Annotated in this window: 22 protein-coding genes and 1 pseudogene; 14 read left to right on the forward strand and 9 right to left on the reverse strand. The window is 43.5% G+C overall.

The features are described 5' to 3' along the window. The 4 genes and pseudogenes from HK413_RS22440 to HK413_RS13685 all read right to left on the reverse strand — a co-directional run. Nucleotides 1-121 (reverse strand): annotated as a pseudogene (locus tag HK413_RS22440) (diaminopimelate decarboxylase); the annotation flags it as partial. Nucleotides 122-126: 5 nt separating this feature from the next. Next, nucleotides 127-555, reverse strand: coding sequence for a type III PLP-dependent enzyme domain-containing protein (locus tag HK413_RS13675; RefSeq protein WP_394353187.1), 429 nt, complete (start codon nt 553-555; stop codon nt 127-129). 176 nt (nt 556-731) lie between these two features. Then, nucleotides 732-2,042, reverse strand: a complete 1,311-nt coding sequence (locus HK413_RS13680; protein WP_175270524.1) for an aspartate kinase — start codon at nt 2,040-2,042, stop codon at nt 732-734. Nucleotides 2,043-2,415: 373 nt separating this feature from the next. After that, the gene (locus HK413_RS13685) at nt 2,416-2,916 is read right to left on the reverse strand and encodes a DUF892 family protein (RefSeq protein ID WP_175270525.1); all 501 of its coding nucleotides are present in this window, start codon (nt 2,914-2,916) and stop codon (nt 2,416-2,418) included. Nucleotides 2,917-3,041: 125 nt separating this feature from the next. Between HK413_RS13685 and HK413_RS13690 the strand changes: the two genes are divergently transcribed. Then, nucleotides 3,042-3,980 carry a Smr/MutS family protein gene (locus HK413_RS13690; RefSeq protein ID WP_246230556.1) on the forward strand — a complete coding sequence of 313 codons (939 nt, stop codon included), beginning with the start codon at nt 3,042-3,044 and terminating at the stop codon, nt 3,978-3,980. Nucleotides 3,981-4,181: 201 nt separating this feature from the next. Here the strand turns inward: HK413_RS13690 and HK413_RS18645 are convergent, their stop codons facing one another. Both HK413_RS18645 and HK413_RS18650 read right to left on the reverse strand, forming a co-directional pair. Beyond that, nucleotides 4,182-4,598: a glycosyltransferase family protein gene (locus HK413_RS18645; protein ID WP_317169612.1), complete on the reverse strand. Its 417-nt coding sequence runs from the start codon at nt 4,596-4,598 to the stop codon at nt 4,182-4,184. Between the two features lie 184 nt (nt 4,599-4,782). Continuing rightward, nucleotides 4,783-5,106, reverse strand: coding sequence for a glycosyltransferase family protein (locus HK413_RS18650; protein ID WP_246230557.1), 324 nt, complete (start codon nt 5,104-5,106; stop codon nt 4,783-4,785). A gap of 347 nt (nt 5,107-5,453) precedes the next feature. On the opposite strand from HK413_RS18650, the gene HK413_RS13700 reads away from it, so the two are divergent. From HK413_RS13700 to HK413_RS13755, 11 genes are all read left to right on the forward strand, one after another. Then, on the forward strand, nt 5,454-5,723 hold the full coding sequence (locus HK413_RS13700) for an acyltransferase family protein (RefSeq protein ID WP_175270526.1): 270 nt from the start codon (nt 5,454-5,456) through the stop codon (nt 5,721-5,723). Between the two features lie 118 nt (nt 5,724-5,841). Beyond that, entirely contained in the window at nt 5,842-6,024 is a 183-nt protein-coding gene (locus tag HK413_RS13705) for a hypothetical protein (RefSeq protein ID WP_175270527.1), read from the forward strand. Nucleotides 6,025-6,035: 11 nt separating this feature from the next. Then, nucleotides 6,036-6,290 (forward strand): hypothetical protein, encoded by a 255-nt coding sequence (locus HK413_RS13710; RefSeq protein WP_175270528.1) that lies wholly within the window; start codon nt 6,036-6,038, stop codon nt 6,288-6,290. 284 nt (nt 6,291-6,574) lie between these two features. Continuing rightward, the gene (locus HK413_RS13715; protein ID WP_175270529.1) at nt 6,575-6,808 is read left to right on the forward strand and encodes an SRPBCC family protein; all 234 of its coding nucleotides are present in this window, start codon (nt 6,575-6,577) and stop codon (nt 6,806-6,808) included. A 56-nt stretch (nt 6,809-6,864) separates the two neighbouring features. Then, complete coding sequence (locus tag HK413_RS13720; RefSeq protein WP_175270530.1) at nt 6,865-7,011, forward strand: SRPBCC family protein; 147 nt, start codon at nt 6,865-6,867, stop codon at nt 7,009-7,011. 54 nt (nt 7,012-7,065) lie between these two features. Next, nucleotides 7,066-7,203, forward strand: a complete 138-nt coding sequence (locus HK413_RS13725) for a hypothetical protein (protein ID WP_175270531.1) — start codon at nt 7,066-7,068, stop codon at nt 7,201-7,203. Nucleotides 7,204-7,305: 102 nt separating this feature from the next. Next, nucleotides 7,306-7,971, forward strand: a complete 666-nt coding sequence (locus tag HK413_RS13730) for a sugar-binding domain-containing protein (RefSeq protein ID WP_175270532.1) — start codon at nt 7,306-7,308, stop codon at nt 7,969-7,971. 121 nt (nt 7,972-8,092) lie between these two features. Then, on the forward strand, nt 8,093-8,377 hold the full coding sequence (locus tag HK413_RS18655) for a glycoside hydrolase family 2 TIM barrel-domain containing protein (protein WP_175270534.1): 285 nt from the start codon (nt 8,093-8,095) through the stop codon (nt 8,375-8,377). Continuing rightward, a complete protein-coding gene (locus tag HK413_RS13745; RefSeq protein WP_175270535.1) occupies nt 8,364-10,043 on the forward strand; it encodes a beta-galactosidase small subunit-related protein in 1,680 nt (559 codons plus the stop codon). The genes HK413_RS18655 and HK413_RS13745 overlap by 14 nt, the downstream gene beginning before the upstream one ends. Nucleotides 10,044-10,166: 123 nt before the next feature. Then, complete coding sequence (locus tag HK413_RS13750; RefSeq protein WP_175270536.1) at nt 10,167-10,949, forward strand: ABC transporter ATP-binding protein; 783 nt, start codon at nt 10,167-10,169, stop codon at nt 10,947-10,949. A 4-nt stretch (nt 10,950-10,953) separates the two neighbouring features. Continuing rightward, a complete protein-coding gene (locus tag HK413_RS13755) occupies nt 10,954-11,703 on the forward strand; it encodes an ABC transporter permease (RefSeq protein WP_175270537.1) in 750 nt (249 codons plus the stop codon). A gap of 185 nt (nt 11,704-11,888) precedes the next feature. Here HK413_RS13755 and HK413_RS18660 read toward each other — a convergent pair whose 3' ends face one another. Genes HK413_RS18660 through HK413_RS13765 form a run of 3 tightly spaced genes read right to left on the reverse strand, consistent with a single transcriptional unit; the run spans nt 11,889 to nt 14,922 of the window. After that, a complete protein-coding gene (locus HK413_RS18660; protein WP_246230558.1) occupies nt 11,889-13,292 on the reverse strand; it encodes a M1 family aminopeptidase in 1,404 nt (467 codons plus the stop codon). Between the two features lie 47 nt (nt 13,293-13,339). Beyond that, the gene (locus HK413_RS18665) at nt 13,340-14,299 is read right to left on the reverse strand and encodes a gluzincin family metallopeptidase (RefSeq protein ID WP_246230559.1); all 960 of its coding nucleotides are present in this window, start codon (nt 14,297-14,299) and stop codon (nt 13,340-13,342) included. A gap of 44 nt (nt 14,300-14,343) precedes the next feature. After that, nucleotides 14,344-14,922, reverse strand: coding sequence for a HupE/UreJ family protein (locus HK413_RS13765; RefSeq protein ID WP_175270538.1), 579 nt, complete (start codon nt 14,920-14,922; stop codon nt 14,344-14,346). Nucleotides 14,923-14,979: 57 nt separating this feature from the next. On the opposite strand from HK413_RS13765, the gene HK413_RS13770 reads away from it, so the two are divergent. Beyond that, nucleotides 14,980-15,192, forward strand: a complete 213-nt coding sequence (locus HK413_RS13770) for a DUF6702 family protein (RefSeq protein ID WP_175270539.1) — start codon at nt 14,980-14,982, stop codon at nt 15,190-15,192. Nucleotides 15,193-15,200: 8 nt separating this feature from the next. Beyond that, nucleotides 15,201-15,487: DUF6702 family protein (locus HK413_RS13775; RefSeq protein ID WP_217452329.1), on the forward strand; the 287-nt coding region annotated here is incomplete at its 3' end.

Consider the following 15,487-nt stretch of genomic DNA (forward strand, 5'->3'; position numbering starts at 1 on the left):
CCATTTCATTTATACGGATGCAAAGGCTTTTGTAAACCTCCATATCTGTTATTTGCGACCCGATATGAAAATGGATCCCTAAAAATTCAAGATTCTTACTGGCGCGTAAGGCCTCAACCACATCGGTTAATTGCCGGTGTTAACGCCGAATTTATTTTCGTCTAAACCGGTAGTAATAAAATGATGGGTATGCGCATCAACATTTGGATTAATACGGATAGCTACTTTGGCTACTTTGTTTTTTGCTGCTGCCAGCTCATTAATGATATGCAGTTCCTGTACCGATTCCACATTAAAGCAAAAGATATCGGCATCCAAAGCCAGGTTTATTTCTTTGTCTGATTTACCAACGCCCGCGAAAACTACTTTCTCTTTACCAAACCCATGTTCTATAGCGGCTTTAACCTCGCCACCGCTTACGCAATCGGCACCAAAACCAAACGACTGGATCATATCCAGCACCTTAGGGTTAAAGTTAGCCTTTAAAGCATAATGCACATGGAAATTGTATTGAGCCGAAGCATCATGGCAAGCCTGTAGGGTTTGGCGCAGCACCTCTATATCATAATAATAAAATGGGGTTTCGGCTGAGTGGAATTTGGTAAGGGTATCTGGTTAAACATGGTATTGTATCGTTCTTTATTTGTCATTCTGAGCATAGCGAAGAATCTGCAGATTATGCAATCGCCGCACGGCAGATGCTTCGTTCCTCAGCATGACAAAATTAAATATTAAAATAATCTGCTATGCAAACTCCTTAAAGCTTCCACTTTATCTTCTGTTTTTATTAAAACTGATAAGTTGTGGTTACTGCCACCGTAGGATATCATGCGTAAAGGCAGGTGTTTAATAGCCTCTAAAACGCGCGAGCCAAATCCGTGTTTATCGGTGGCAAAATCGCCTACAACACAAACAATGGTCTGATTTGAATCTACTTCAACATCGCCGAAGGCTTTAAGCTCGGTTAAGATCTCGTCAAGATGCGTGGTATCATCGATAGTTAATGACACCGCGACTTCTGAGGTGGTAATCATATCAATTGATGTCTTATAACGCTCAAACACCTCAAATACCCGGCGTAAAAAACCATAAGCCAATAACATGCGGCTCGAGTTTATTTTTATGGCAGTTATACCATCCTTAGCGGCGATGGATTTGATCTGGTTCTTTTCGCTGTCGTTGGTTATTAAAGTACCGCGGGCCTGTGGGTCCATAGTGTTTAATAAACGCACCGGTATTTTATACTTCTGTGCCGGGAACACGCTTTGCGGGTGCAGGATCTTGGCGCCAAAATAAGCCAGCTCGGCAGCCTCATCAAATGATAATTGGGCGATAGGTTTGGTGCCCTTAACAATCCGCGGATCATTATTGTGCATGCCATCAATATCGGTCCAGATCTGTACTTCTTCACTGCGAATACCGGCACCAATTAATGACGCGGTATAATCGCTGCCACCGCGGCGCAGGTTATCAATTTCGCCAAAAGCGTTACGGCAGATATAGCCCCGGGTGATAAACAGGTTATTGTTGCGTGCTGCTTCTAATAGCGGTGTAAGGTGTGTGGTGATATGGTCAACATCCGGTTCATTATCCTCATCAGTTTTCATAAACTCTAACGCGGGTAATAAAACAGATGGTACACCTATTTCTTTTAAATATACGTGGTACAGCGTGGTTGATAACAACTCGCCCTGCGCCAGTATGATCTTATCTTCTATAGAAGTAAACAGGTCGTTAGCCAGGCTGCTTAACAAACCAAAATGATAGTCGATAACTTCTTTACCCTGTGCTAAAAACTCGGGTTTGGCAAATAGTTCTTGTATAAAGGTTTCGTATTTATCCTTTAAAGCAGTGATCAATGAGGCAGCCTTAGGCTTATCGCCCGCTAAATATGCCTGCCCAATCTCTACCAAACTATTTGTTGTGCCCGATACGGCCGACAACACAACAATTTGCCTTTCTGAAGCATCAATAATATCCAGGAGCTTTTTCATGCGCTCCGGGCTGCCTACTGATGTCCCACCAAATTTTAAAACTTTCATTTATAATTTTGTTAATCCAAACTCGTGTCTATACATATAGACGTATATACGTTTGAGGGGCTAAAAATAGGATTTTAACCGCTATATATCACCTACTAAAATCACAAAATGAAAAATGAGGATTGGTAAACTATGATTTATTTGAAGCGGATAATTGTTTAAATTGAATTATTCACTGGATGAATTGTTATGGAAGTGTTAAAATACTGACGAACTCGTCTGTTTTTAATAATAGTAGGCCAGATTGTTTGGTTGCCGGATATATTATACTTTATATTTGTCACAGGTTATTTTAATAGGGGTATTAAATAGCTATAACGAGCCACTTGCTTTATGCAGGTGGCTTAATTTTTTTTATAGGATTTGTACCGGACTACTCTACGTATTCTTTCGCTATAAGTACAAACAGCTCATCGTTATCCACGCATTCATCAAAGCACTCTTTCAGCAATTGTTCTATTTCGGTATAGTTAAGTTGCCCGGCAATAGTTTTAAGTAAGCCAAAGCAGGCTATGTTAATATGCTCTAACATTTGCATGTACATGATCAGGTCCATGTCGTTTAAAATGGCAAGCTCGTGTTTTTGATCTAAGCAAAACTCGTCCTTAATTATAGCTTTAAGAGGGTTGCAGTTTTTATCAGAAGGTGACTCACCAATTATCTTGTAAATCATTTCCATCCGGGCTATCTGTTTTTTTACATCCTCCCAAAATTCGCCTATCCCTAATTGAAGCCCTTTAAATGAGGCCATAGCAATTAAGCTTGGCATTTTTTTATCCAGGTAAGTTTTGGCAAAGAAGATGCGATTTAGATTATGTACAAATACCTTGTATTGTAATTGTTTGTCAAGGGGTTGTGGTTTAATGATACTCATGATACTATTGCGATAAATTAAAGGGTTCAAGTCACAATTTAATAATACCACTAATACAATAATTAAAACTAAATGTTTGCTGTAATGATATTATATAAGGTAGCTTTGCCTAATTAATACCACATATGAAATATAAATTAGGCGACTTTGTAAGGTTTGTTGACGAGAAAATGGAGGGCCACATTACCCGCATTATTGATGAGGAGATGATAGGTGTAACCACTGAAGATGATTTTGAAATACCGGTACTGGCCCGCAAGGTTACACTGGTACACGGCTATAAAGCGCCCGGAACTGAAATTACAACGGATACAAACGAACCTCAAACCCCGCAGGGCGAGTTTAAAACCAAAGGCGTTTATTTAGGTGTGCTGCCCGATGCAAAAGCAAACTCGGTAGTGCATTTTAATTTGATAAATGATACTTCGTTTCAACTATTAATTACGCTGACAACCGAGAAACAGGTATTTAAAGGCGAGCACGCCGGGATAGTTGCACCGCACTCAGCCATAAAAATATATTCGGCCCAGCTGGCTGATCTACAACTATGGCCAAAACTTGTACTGAATATACTGTATTACACCACGCAGAATTTTGAAGCGCCATCGCCATTAATTATAAGCGAGAAGTTTAAAGCCAAGGATTTTGCAGGGAGCAAGAAAAATTTGCCGGTGCTTAACCAACAGGGTTGGCTGATACAGCTGGATGAGCCTGATTTTGTAATAGACGCCGGCAAACTAAAGGAAAGCTTCTTTAAGTCAGCTGATGAAAAGGTGGAAGTTGCCAAACCTGCCCGCGAGGTAGACCTGCATATTGAAAAGCTGCGGGATGATTACCAGTTTATAAACAGCTCCGAAATATTGAAGATCCAAATGGATTATTTTAATAAAGCGCTGGACGCTGCAATTGTGCACCATTTAACCGATATAGTTTTTATACACGGTGTAGGCAACGGAACGCTGCGTAACGAGCTGCATAAAGCTTTGGGTAAAAACTTAAAAGTGCAAACTTTTATGGATGCGCAAAAGAGAAATTTGGCTTTGGCGCAACGAGGGTATTATTAAAGTAGGAAAGCATTCTGTCATTGCGAGCGTAGCGTGGCAATCGCAAGGATGCAATGCGGATAATATTCGCGGTTGCTTCGTTCCTCGCAATGGAAAATTGCGTTTTACTGCGCTACCAACGTATCGGTAAAATAGCTTGTCTCGGCATATTGCTCAAATAGCAGATCAAGTACTTTTTGGGTATTATCCGGGTAGTTTACTTTAATAACCCTGGCCGTTGTTTAGCCAATCCAGTATCTTTTCGTCGTGTTTGGGTTTAAGGCTTTTTATAACCGGCACACCCATATCTTTTAACATGGCGGCGTTAAGCTGCTGCTCGTATTGGTTTTTCATCGGTATCACCAAAAGCTTTTTCTTCAGGAACAAGGCCTCGGCCGGGGTTTCAAACCCGCCACCGCACAATACGCCAGCACTTGTTGCCATACTTTTAACAAAGGCTTTATTATCAATAGGCTGTATAGCTACGTTTTTGTGTTTGAATACCTTTTTATTATGTTTGGAGAAGACATCCCACTCTACATCCTTAAACTCAGACAAGCGCTTTATTAGACGTTTGTCGTCATACGCCGGCAGATACACGGTATAATGCCCCTTGTTGCTTATTTCCTGTTCGCGCACCTGCTGGCGTATAACCGGGGTGAATATATTTTTATCAAAGCTTTTAAAATGGAAGCCAAATTGCGCGGTAACCGGGGCATAATTTTTAGTATCAGCCGGCCTATCATATCGTTTTCATTTGGCAACGGGGCCTTATCATGCAATACCGCGGCCTGGTGGCTCAAACCAATACAAGGCTTGTTTTTTATATAACATGCCCGGCAGATACCGGCTCAAAGTCGTTAATAACCAGGTCGTATTTATCAATAGGAAGGGCCTTTATCTCTTTAATAAACTTGCGGAAGCGCGATTTAAAAAACGATGCCCACAAATCAACCCCGCCCGACTTACCGAATATAAAACCAAAGCCATGGAGCTTATATTTAACGGGAAACGGCAGGTTTAAATCACCTTGCGTACCACTTACCAGCACATCAACGTCGCCCATTTTTTTAAGCAAGGGGACAATATCCATCGACCGGCTTAGGTGGCCGTTCCCGGTTCCTTGTATGGCATATAATATCTTCATGATAATGGATAAATAAATTGGCGACGAAATGGTTTTAAATAAATAAAGAGCGCATGCACGCGCTCTTTACTATTAACTGATCTTATTAGTTCAATGAAAAAAGAACGATTTGGTAATACCTCAAATGAATAACACCACAAAAGTAAGGCCCGTCTGTTAAGGCACTGTTAAGTTTATATTAGTTGTGTACATATTTAACGTAACTGGTTTTTAGTATAAATGTGCTACTTTTAGCGTAGTAATGACCATCGCAAAAAGCCATAATCTTGATTGGATAAACAGCCTGAGGCTTATCGCCCTGTTCGCGGTAATTGTGTTACACGTAGCAGCAATCCCGTTAGAGCAATTTGGGCACGTGCCAGTCACAACTTTGGCTCACTGCCGATTTTTACAACGCGCTGGTACGCTTTGCAGTGCCAGTTTTTGTTATGATAACAGGCGCACTCACCCTGCACCGCGATTACGAGCTGAGCGCCTTCCTTAAAAAACGTTTAAGCAGGGTAGTGGTGCCGTTTTTATTCTGGAGCCTGGTGTATGTATGGTACTCGTGGTATATAGAAGTATTGGTTTTTGATGGAGATGCCCGGACTAACATAAAAAAGTACTGCACGAGTTAAAATATGGTAGCTCATACCATCTCTGGTATGTTTATATGCTGATAGGGCTTTACTTTTTATCCCCATAATCAGCAAGTTTGTACGTAACGCCACTAAACGCGAGATAGCATATTTTTTGGTGATGTGGCTGATTGTGATGTTTATCGGTCAGCCCATAATTACGCGCTTTAACCCACAGGTCGACCTGCATTATTTTGCAGGCTACGCCGGCTACCCGGTGCTGGGGCATTACCTTACTTTTAACATAAACTATAGCAAAGGTTTGGTTAGATGGATGTGGTTTTTGTTCTGGCTGTATTAGCGCTGATATTTGTGGGAACTTACTTGCTTTACAAATACACCACACTAATTACGTTACTATATGAGCCGCTTGGCCCCGCGATAGTGTTATTAGCATCAAGCGTTTTTTTATTAGGCCGATTTACAAAACTGACACTACCACCAGTACTGCTAAAGGCCAAAAACTTTGCCTGCGAGTATAACTTCGGCATCTATTTAAGCCATGCGTTGGTGCTTTATTTCCGGATGATCCGTTTGGTATCAGCTTTAAATTATGTACACCGATAATAAGTATCCCGGTAACGGCAATTATATGTTTTATTTTGACGTTATTGCTGGTGTGGTTATTAAGTAAGGTGCCGGTTGTTGGTAAGTGGCTGGCAGGGCTTTAGCCCTTAGCCTCACCCCCAACCCCTCTCCAAAGGAGGGAGACTTTTAAGAAATTAAGATTATAATTAAACGGTTTGAATCAAAGTCCGTCTCAAAAGAGAGGGTTTTTAAAAATTAAGATTAGAAAATTAAACGCTTTGCATAGAAGTTCCTCTTTAGAGAGGGATTTAGGCAACACTACTATGAAACTAAAAATATTTATCTTCCTGCTACTAATAACCCGGGCTGCCATTGCCCGGGACGAATGGCAATTTAAAACCCAGACCCGGGGGATAAAGGTTTATACCAATACCAAATCATCCTTAAAGGTAAAACCTATTAAGGTTGAATGTACCTTTAACGCTACTCCGGCACAAACTGCAGCTGTTTTGCTGGATATAAAAACTATCCTGATTGGGCGTATAAAACCAAATTAACCACACTGGTTAAGCAAACATCACCTACTGATCTGTTTTATTATGCCGAAATAGCTATGCCCTGGCCGGCCCAAAACCGAGATTTTACGGCACATGTCACCGCCACTCAAAACCCGGATACCAAAGTAATTACGGTTGATGCACCTTCAGTATCCGGCTTAGTACCTAATAAGGATGGTATTACACGCCTAAAAAATCAATAGGTAAATGGGTGATGACGCCTGTTGGTAACAACCAAACCAGCATAGCCTATTACCTTGAAGTTGAGCCTGATGGCGGTGCGCCTGCCCTGGCTCATTAACATGTTCCTGTCTGACGGCCCGGTGGAGAGTTTTAAAAAATTAAAGCTGCAGGTACAAAAGCCCGCTTATAAAAACCCGTCGTTTTTTAAATAATGGCTTTGTGCAACATGTTTATTACGCAATCGATGGCGTAGTTTACTGCTGTTAATACGCGTCAGTATTGTTAGCTTAGCGGTAGTTAAACCAACTTAATTTATGAAGAAGTACTGCTTAGCCACCCTCGGGCTATTTATTACGCTAACGTCATTCGCGCAATCAACAATCATTAAATATTTATCAGGTACCGATAAAGATCATACCGTACAGTGGGACTTTTTTTGTACTGATGGCCGGTTAAGCGGCAAGTGGACTAAAATTGCTGTACCCTCGTGTTGGGAACTGCAAGGCTTTGGTGCGTACAATTATGGCGGCGATAAAAACAAGGCCCACGAAACCGGGATGTACAAGCACGAGTTTGCTGTAGGTGCGTGGACCGGTAAAAGGATTTTCATTGTCTTTGAAGGCTCCATGACCGATACCAAAGTTACGATCAATGGTAAATCAGCGGGCCCTATCCATCAGGGTAGTTTTTACCGTTTTAAATATGACATTACCGACCTTGTAAAATTCAACGCGCAAAACCTTTTAGAGGTTACGGTTGATAAGATGTCGGCCAATGCCGGGGTTAATGATGCTGAACGTAACTATAGCGATTTCTGGGTGTTCGGTGGCATTTATCGCCCGGTTTATTTAGAGGTTGTCCCTGAAACTTATATTGATCATACGGCTGTTAACGCCAAGGCCGATGGCTCGTTCCAGTTAGATGTTTATGCTAAAAATTTAAAAGATGGTGATATCATTGAGGGCCAGTGCAAAAACTAAACGGTCAGAATGTAGGTAAACCTTTTACAGTGGCGGCCAATACCTCGGCAGATCGTTCGACACTGACAAGCAATTTTACCAAGCCAGCCTTATGGAGTGCCGAATATCCTAACCTGTACCGGTGGTAGTTACCCTAAAGGGTAAGCAAGGGGCGGGTCATCAAATTAAACAAAAATTCGGGTTCCGCACGGTTGAGGTTCGCCCGCAGGATGGTTTATATGTTAATGGTGTCAAAGAGATATTGAAAGGCACCTGCCGCCATAGCTTCTGGCCGGAAACGGGCCGTACGCTAAGCCATAAGGTACACCTGATGGACGTTAAAGCCATGAAGGAAATGAATAACAACGCGGTGCGAATGTCGCATTACCCGCCCGACCAGATTTTTTGGATGTATGCGATTCGTTAGGCGTTTATGTATTGATGAACTGACCGGCTGGCAGCATAAGTATGATACTTTAGTGGGCCATAAACTGGTTAAAGAAATGGTGGTACGTGATGTTAACCATCCATCTATCCTGTTTTGGGATAATGGTAACGAGGGCGGCTTTAATTTCCAGTTGGATAATGATTATGCTTTATATGATCCGCAGAAACGGACAGTGCTGCACCCGTGGTCAAACTTTAACGGCGTAGATACGCACCATTATCCTGATTATAACGGCATTGTTAAAGCAACGGCAGCCAAAGACATTTTTATGCCTACCGAGTTTATGCACGGTCTTTACGATGGCGGTGCAGGCGCGGGGTTGGAGGACTTCTGGGATAAAATGATGAAACATCCGCAGGCGGCAGGTGGATTTATCTGGGCATTGGTTGATGAGGATGTTATCCGCACAGATAGAAACAATACTTACGACGGTATAGGCAACCGCGCACCCGATGGCATCCCGGGTCCGCACCGCGAAAAGGAGGGTAGTTTTTATACGATAAAAGAGATCTGGTCGCCGGTGTACATTCACCCTGAACCAATTGATAAAACCTTCAATGGTAAAATAACGGTAGAGAATCGTTACACCTTCACTAAACTAAGCCAATGTAAGTTTAAATGGCAGCTGGTTAAACTTCCATCGGCGACAGCTAAAACAACAAAAGCAATTGCTACTGCTACAGGTGTACCGTTACCGTTGGAACTACAACCGGGCCAGAAAGGCACACTTAACCTGCACCTGCCTGCAAACTGGGCAACAAGCGATGCGCTTTACTTAACCGCTTACGGTACGCATGGCGAAGAGCTATTTACCCGGAGCTGGGCCATTAAAGCGCCTGCTGCTGTTGCCAAAGCGCCGGTTGCCGGTAGCAATGTTGCTATAAAAGGGCAGCTTACTGATAACGAACTTGTGGTTAAAAGCGATGGCAAAACTTACTATTTTGACAAGACCACAGGCTATATTGAAAAAGTAGTTAAAGGCGGTAAAGAGATCTCCCTATCAGGCGGCCCGGTACTGGCAGGAGTTAACACTACTTTAAAATCATTCACATACAATGCCGAAGGCAAAGCGTTTGTAGTTGAGGCTGATTACCGTGGTGAAGCTACCTTACATGTAAAATGGACCTTTGCACCGGGCAAGCGGGTTAAGCTGGATTACACCTACACGCAAACCGGCGACTTCGACTACTTAGGTATCACCTTTAATTACCCCGAAGAAAAAGTAACCGGCATGAAGTGGCTGGGCCGCGGACCGTACCGCGTGTGGCAAAACCGTTTGCCGGGGCAGCAATTTGGGGTTTGGCACAAGGCCTATAACAACACCATAACCGGTCAGGATTGGGGCTACCCTGAATTTAAAGGTTATCACGGCGAAGTTAACTGGGCGGTGATAGAAAATAAAGAGTCGCCATTTACGGTTTATATGGATAATAAAAACATGTACCTACAGATGTATAAACCTGCTGTAGAGAAAGATCTGGTTAAAAACGTACAGCCGGCGTTCCCTGCCGGTAATATTGGTTTCCTGAACGCCATAAGCGCTATTGGTACCAAGTTCCGGGCGAGCAACAAGATGGGCCCGCAAAGCCAGAAGGCGCATGCTGATGGAACACCGGTGAGCAATACGTTATGGTTTGAGTTTTAATTCAAATCTTTAAATAAGACAGCCCTTGTAAAGCCCAACTTTGCAGGGGCTTTTTTATGATTTAGTTTATCTATCTTGTAATAAAATCGGTTTGCCCGTATCTAATCAACAAATTAAACAAATATGAGTATTGAACAGGATAAGTACATTTTAAGTGTCGAGGGCCTTGGCGTTAGTTATGGCGACTTTGTTGCTGTAAAAGATGTAGGCTTTAACGTTTTACATGGCGAAATATTTGGCCTGCTTGGCCCTAACGGCGCTGGTAAAACAAGCACGCTAAGCTCTATCGAAGGTTTATTAAAGTACAAAACAGGTACCATCATTGTCGATGGGCAGGATGTGCAGCAAAAGCCGTTACATGCCAAGGCATCAATGGGTGTACAGTTGCAATCAACCAGTTTCCAGCCCGAGCTGAACGTTACCCAGATCCTGCAGCTGTTCTCCGGCATCTATGGTGTGCCAATGAGCAAGGACAAGATCAAAGAAGTGTTAAAAGAGATCAGCCTTGAAGAACATGGTCGTAAGAAATTCGGGCAGCTTTCAGGCGGCCAGCAGCAACGGGTATCGTTGGTGATATCAACTATCCATAACCCTAAATTGGTGCTGTTAGACGAGCCCACAACGGGCCTCGACCCGCAATCGCGCCGCCAGTTATGGGAGCGTATCGAGGCTTTTCGCGAAAAAGGGCACGCGGTACTGTTAACCACACACTCCATGGAAGAGGCTGAAGCCATCTGCGACCGTATAGCTATTATCGATCATGGGCGGGTTATTGCTGTTGACACCCCGCAAGCGCTGATAGACAAGCACAAAAACGACCCCGAAGTAATAGCGGTATCCCGCCGTGGCAAAGTAACTTTAGAAGATGTATTTATCGCCTTAACCGGCAAAGCTGTAAGAGAATAATATTATGGAAACAACTATACCAAAAACGTCAACCGTATTGGCAACGCTATTTAAGGCCGACCTGGCTGTATTACTAAGTAATCGCCGGTCGGCAGTGATCTCATTGTTTGTGCCAATGATCGTATTATTTACCCGGAAAGGCCTTATTAAGCACATTGGCGGCCCTACTGTTTTAGCTACCGCCATCGCCATTGGCCTTATTGCTATTGGTTTAATGGGTTACACGCTTTCTGTAGCTAAGGACAGGGACAAAGGCATCTTTCAGCGCCTGCGCGTTGCCCCTGTACCAACACGGGTTATCATGACCAGCCGCATTGCTATACAATTAATGATGATCATTGTATTAACGCTGTTTGTGTTTATTGTGGGCTATCAATATGATGGGGTTATGCTTTCACCATCAGGCTATGTGGTTACCTTTTTTATAGCCATACTTGGGGGCGCAGTTTATCTTAGCCTGGGCCAACTTATAGTGGGCCTGATCAAAAATTTCGAAACTATTAATGCTGTAACGAGGATTACTTATTTTATATTCATTATGGTGGGGATGGTTGGCGAATTAATGATACAAAATGAGAAATTGAAGAGAGTGGTACACTTCTCGCCATATGGTTCTGTTAAAATAATGCTTGCAGCCAGCATGCAGCCAGAAAAATGGGTTAACGATACCACCATAGCGGTATTAGTATCAATAGGCTACATCATTGTATTCGCAGGCATTGGTATTAGTAAGTTTAAGTGGAATACTAAGTAATACGCAAAGCAAATTCCCCTCTTGAGAGGGGGAGCGAAAGATAGTGCGGCTGCAGGGGTGTGTTAAACGTGCTAAAGGACACACCCCTCCACCCCTCTCAAGAGGGGAATCGCACGGCCCGCCGCTTTGGCTAAGTAACAGAAAAGCCCTTGATCACTCAAGGGCTTTTCTGTTTGTAAAGATTTTTATTTATTACCCACCTGCATCGGCGTAATACCTGAAGTTTGGCCGCGGCCTGCCGGAGCAGTGCCTGCCTTTTGCTTAAATATGGCAAATTTTGATGGCTTGGGCATTTTGCCCCAGTAGTTATTGCTTTCGTCTATATCCCCGGTTTCGCGCATTGGGTCAAGCCTGATTGAGGCTACTTCCTTATCATGCATGTAAAACTTCGACGCCTTTTGCTCATTTAACCTCCAGATCTGCGCGGGTATGCGGTCTATCATTTTGGTGCCGTCGGTAAAGGTAAACTCCACGATGATCGGCATCACCAGTCCGCCTTTGTTGCCAAAGCTTACCATGTAAAAGTATTTACCTGCATACTTCGCTGCTTCTGCATCGGTTAATGGCTCTGTTACCACACCAGCCGCAGGCTGGTTTTTCAGCATCACTGCAAACTTGTCATTATCAACAGTAACCAAACCACGGTCGTACTTCCAGTAAAAGTCCTGCGTAGCAACATCCTTATCCGTCTGGAACACAACTTTCTCCTCCCTGTTCCTTACCTTCGATATATCCTCAAAAGGTAGAAGCGCGGGTGGCTCAGGCTTGTTAGGATCGTTAAGTTGGGTGGCAAGCGGCGTACGTGCAAATACCGGCTTTCCATTAATATCAGCTTTAGCCGCGCTTACCGAATCTATCGAAATGTCTACCGGGTCGGTGCCATAAAACCAGCCTCTCCAAAACCAGTCCAGGTCCTCGCCGCTGGCATCTTCCATGGTGCGGAAGAAGTCGGCCGGGGTAGGGTGTTTAAAGGCCCAGCGTTTTGCATATTCTTTAAATGAATAATCGAATAGCTCGCGGCCCATAACGGTTTCGCGCAATATGTTTAACGCGGTTGCCGGTTTAGCGTAGGCATTTGGGCCGAACCGAACAATGTTTTCAGAATTGGTCATTACCGGTTCCAGCTCGTTCTTTGGCAGTTTCATGTAATCGGCAATCAGGTAAGCGGGGCCTCTTTTCGACGGGAACTTATTATCCCATAAACCTTCCGTCAACATCTGTACAAAAGAGTTTAAACCCTCGTCCATCCAGGTCCACTGGCGCTCATCGCTGTTTACGATCATCGGGAAGAAGTTATGCCCAACCTCGTGGATAATAACGCCTATCATGCCGTTTTTAACTGTTTCGCTATAGTTGCCATCCTTATCGGTACGGCCGTTATTAAAGCATATCATCGGGTACTCCATACCGTTTGATGCTTCCACACTTTGCGCAACCGGGTAAGGGTAAGGGAACGTAAAATGCGAATAGCTTTTTATAGTATGCGCGATAACGCGGGTTGAATATCTGCTCCATAACGCGTATGATTCTTTACTGAAAAAGCTCATACACATTACTTTTTTGGTTTCAATATCCCTGGCCCATGGCATCCCAAACAAATTTGCGGGAAGATGTCCGGGCAAAGTCGCGTACGTTATTAGCCTGGAACACCCGGGTTTTTTGGCTGATGATGGTGCAGCTTCAGCTTTTTAGCTTCAGCTAAAGTCACTATTTCAACAGGGACGGTTGATGTTGCTGCCTTTTGATAACGGGCCATTCTTTCAGGGCTTAACACCGCCGAATAATTGATGCATTCGCCAGTGCCGCCAACCGCGTGATCGGCCGGAACAGTTATCTGTACTTTAAAGTTACCGAAGGTCAGCGCAAATTCGCCGGTGCCGGTAAACTGGTGGTTCTGCCATCCCCGGAAATCGCTGTAAACACATAAGCGCGGGTACCACTGCGCCATGGTAAACAGGTAATTGCCATCTGCCGGGAAATATTCATATCCACCGCGACTGCCGGCATAAGCCAAACGATCGGGGATCTTGTAGGTCCAGTTAACATTGAATACAAACTGCTGGCCCGGCTTTAAAGTAGCAGGCAACTCAACCCGCATCATGGTTTTGTTGATGGTGTATTTCAGGTTCTTGCCTAAAGCATCGGTTATTTTGGTGATCTTATCGCCATAGCCGTTATCAGGCGACGCGTTGTTATTACTTTCTGCAAAATCAAGTGTAGCCACAAAATTGCCTTTAGGCATCAGGCTGCTGTTGGGATAACCCGCGTTGTTTTTGTTGCTATGCTCGTTCTCATCCAACTGTAGCCAGATGTAGGTAAGCGGGTCGGGCGAGTTGTTGAAATAGGTGATGGTTTCGCTGCCGGTAAGTTTAAGGGCTTTTTCATCAAGCTCGCACTTAATGTTGTAGTCGGCACGTTGCTGCCAGTACTTGTTGCCGGGTGCGCCGCTGGCGGTACGCTGCTCGTTAGGCGTAGTTAAAATGGTGCCTAATTGCTCAAACTTGTTGCCATGGTTACTACCCGGATTATTTTGGATATCCTGTGCAAATGCCAACGTAGTTGTGGCTAATAAAAGGCCCGTAAAAAGTAGTTTCATACTTGTTATGATGGTATTTAATGTATAATAAGATCAGTTTAAAGTTAAAGCGGCAATCTTTCAATTGCCATTTTAATAGCTAATGCAAAAACTCCTGCGGATAAAAAATAGATCCAGTCCCTGCGCGCTATCTTGCCGAAAGATAGAAAAATATAGGCGAATACTAAAATTATGGCTACAACAACTATCTGCCCAACCTCTAATCCCACATTAAAGCCAAAAAGGCCCATGCCTATAGATTGATCTTTAGCCAACATAATGCGCACCGCGTTGGCAAACCCCATCCCGTGTATCAACCCAAAAAATAAAGCGAGATAATAATTTATGCGCGCGCTTGCGCCTTTTTTATCTATCTGGATAATGTTATTAAGCGCCGTAATAAAAATGGTGCAGGGGATCAGAAACTCCACCCATTTACTTGAGAAACGGATGATATCCAACACACTTAAAGCCAGAGTTAGCGAATGTCCGATGGTAAACGCGGTAACTAATATCAGCACCTTTTTAATATCGCCAAAAGTATAAACAGCAGCTAACGCGATTATAAATAACTGGTGATCCAACGCGTCGGCACTGATGATATGGTGCCAGCCCGGGCCGAAATAGAAAGCAAAATCAGTCATAAATAAGAATTGCGCGTTGAAAGCGTTAAATTTAGCACGTTTTTATTTTATAGCGCTATGGCTCCTGCTTTTTGTAATACGGTATTAGGTTTTTTTATGCTGATGAATATTTTATGGCCTAACAAACCCGCGCCGCACCCGCTGCATGTAAGTACAACCGATATTAACTACAATGCCAAAGAGGGTAAGCTGGAAGTTACCTGCACCATTTTTACCGACGATTTTGAAGCAGCCCCGCCAAACAAAACCATACTAAAACCGACCTGGTAAAAGCTGACATGCACGCAGCGATGGATGTGCTGGTAAAGAACTACATGGCACAAAACGTCCACATAAAAACTACCGCCGCCGCCTTAGGATTTAATTACATAGGTTTTGAGTTAGATAAGGAAGCGGTGAACGTTTATTTTGAATCAGACAAAACACCCATCCCAAAAAAGATAGATGCCGAGATTACGCTATTGCGCAACCTGTACACCGACCAGATGAATATTGTGCATATGACGGTTAATGGGATACGTAAGAGTGGGAAGCTGGATTATCCGGATAAGAAGATAGCACAGGT

This window comes from Mucilaginibacter humi (assembly GCF_013087555.1).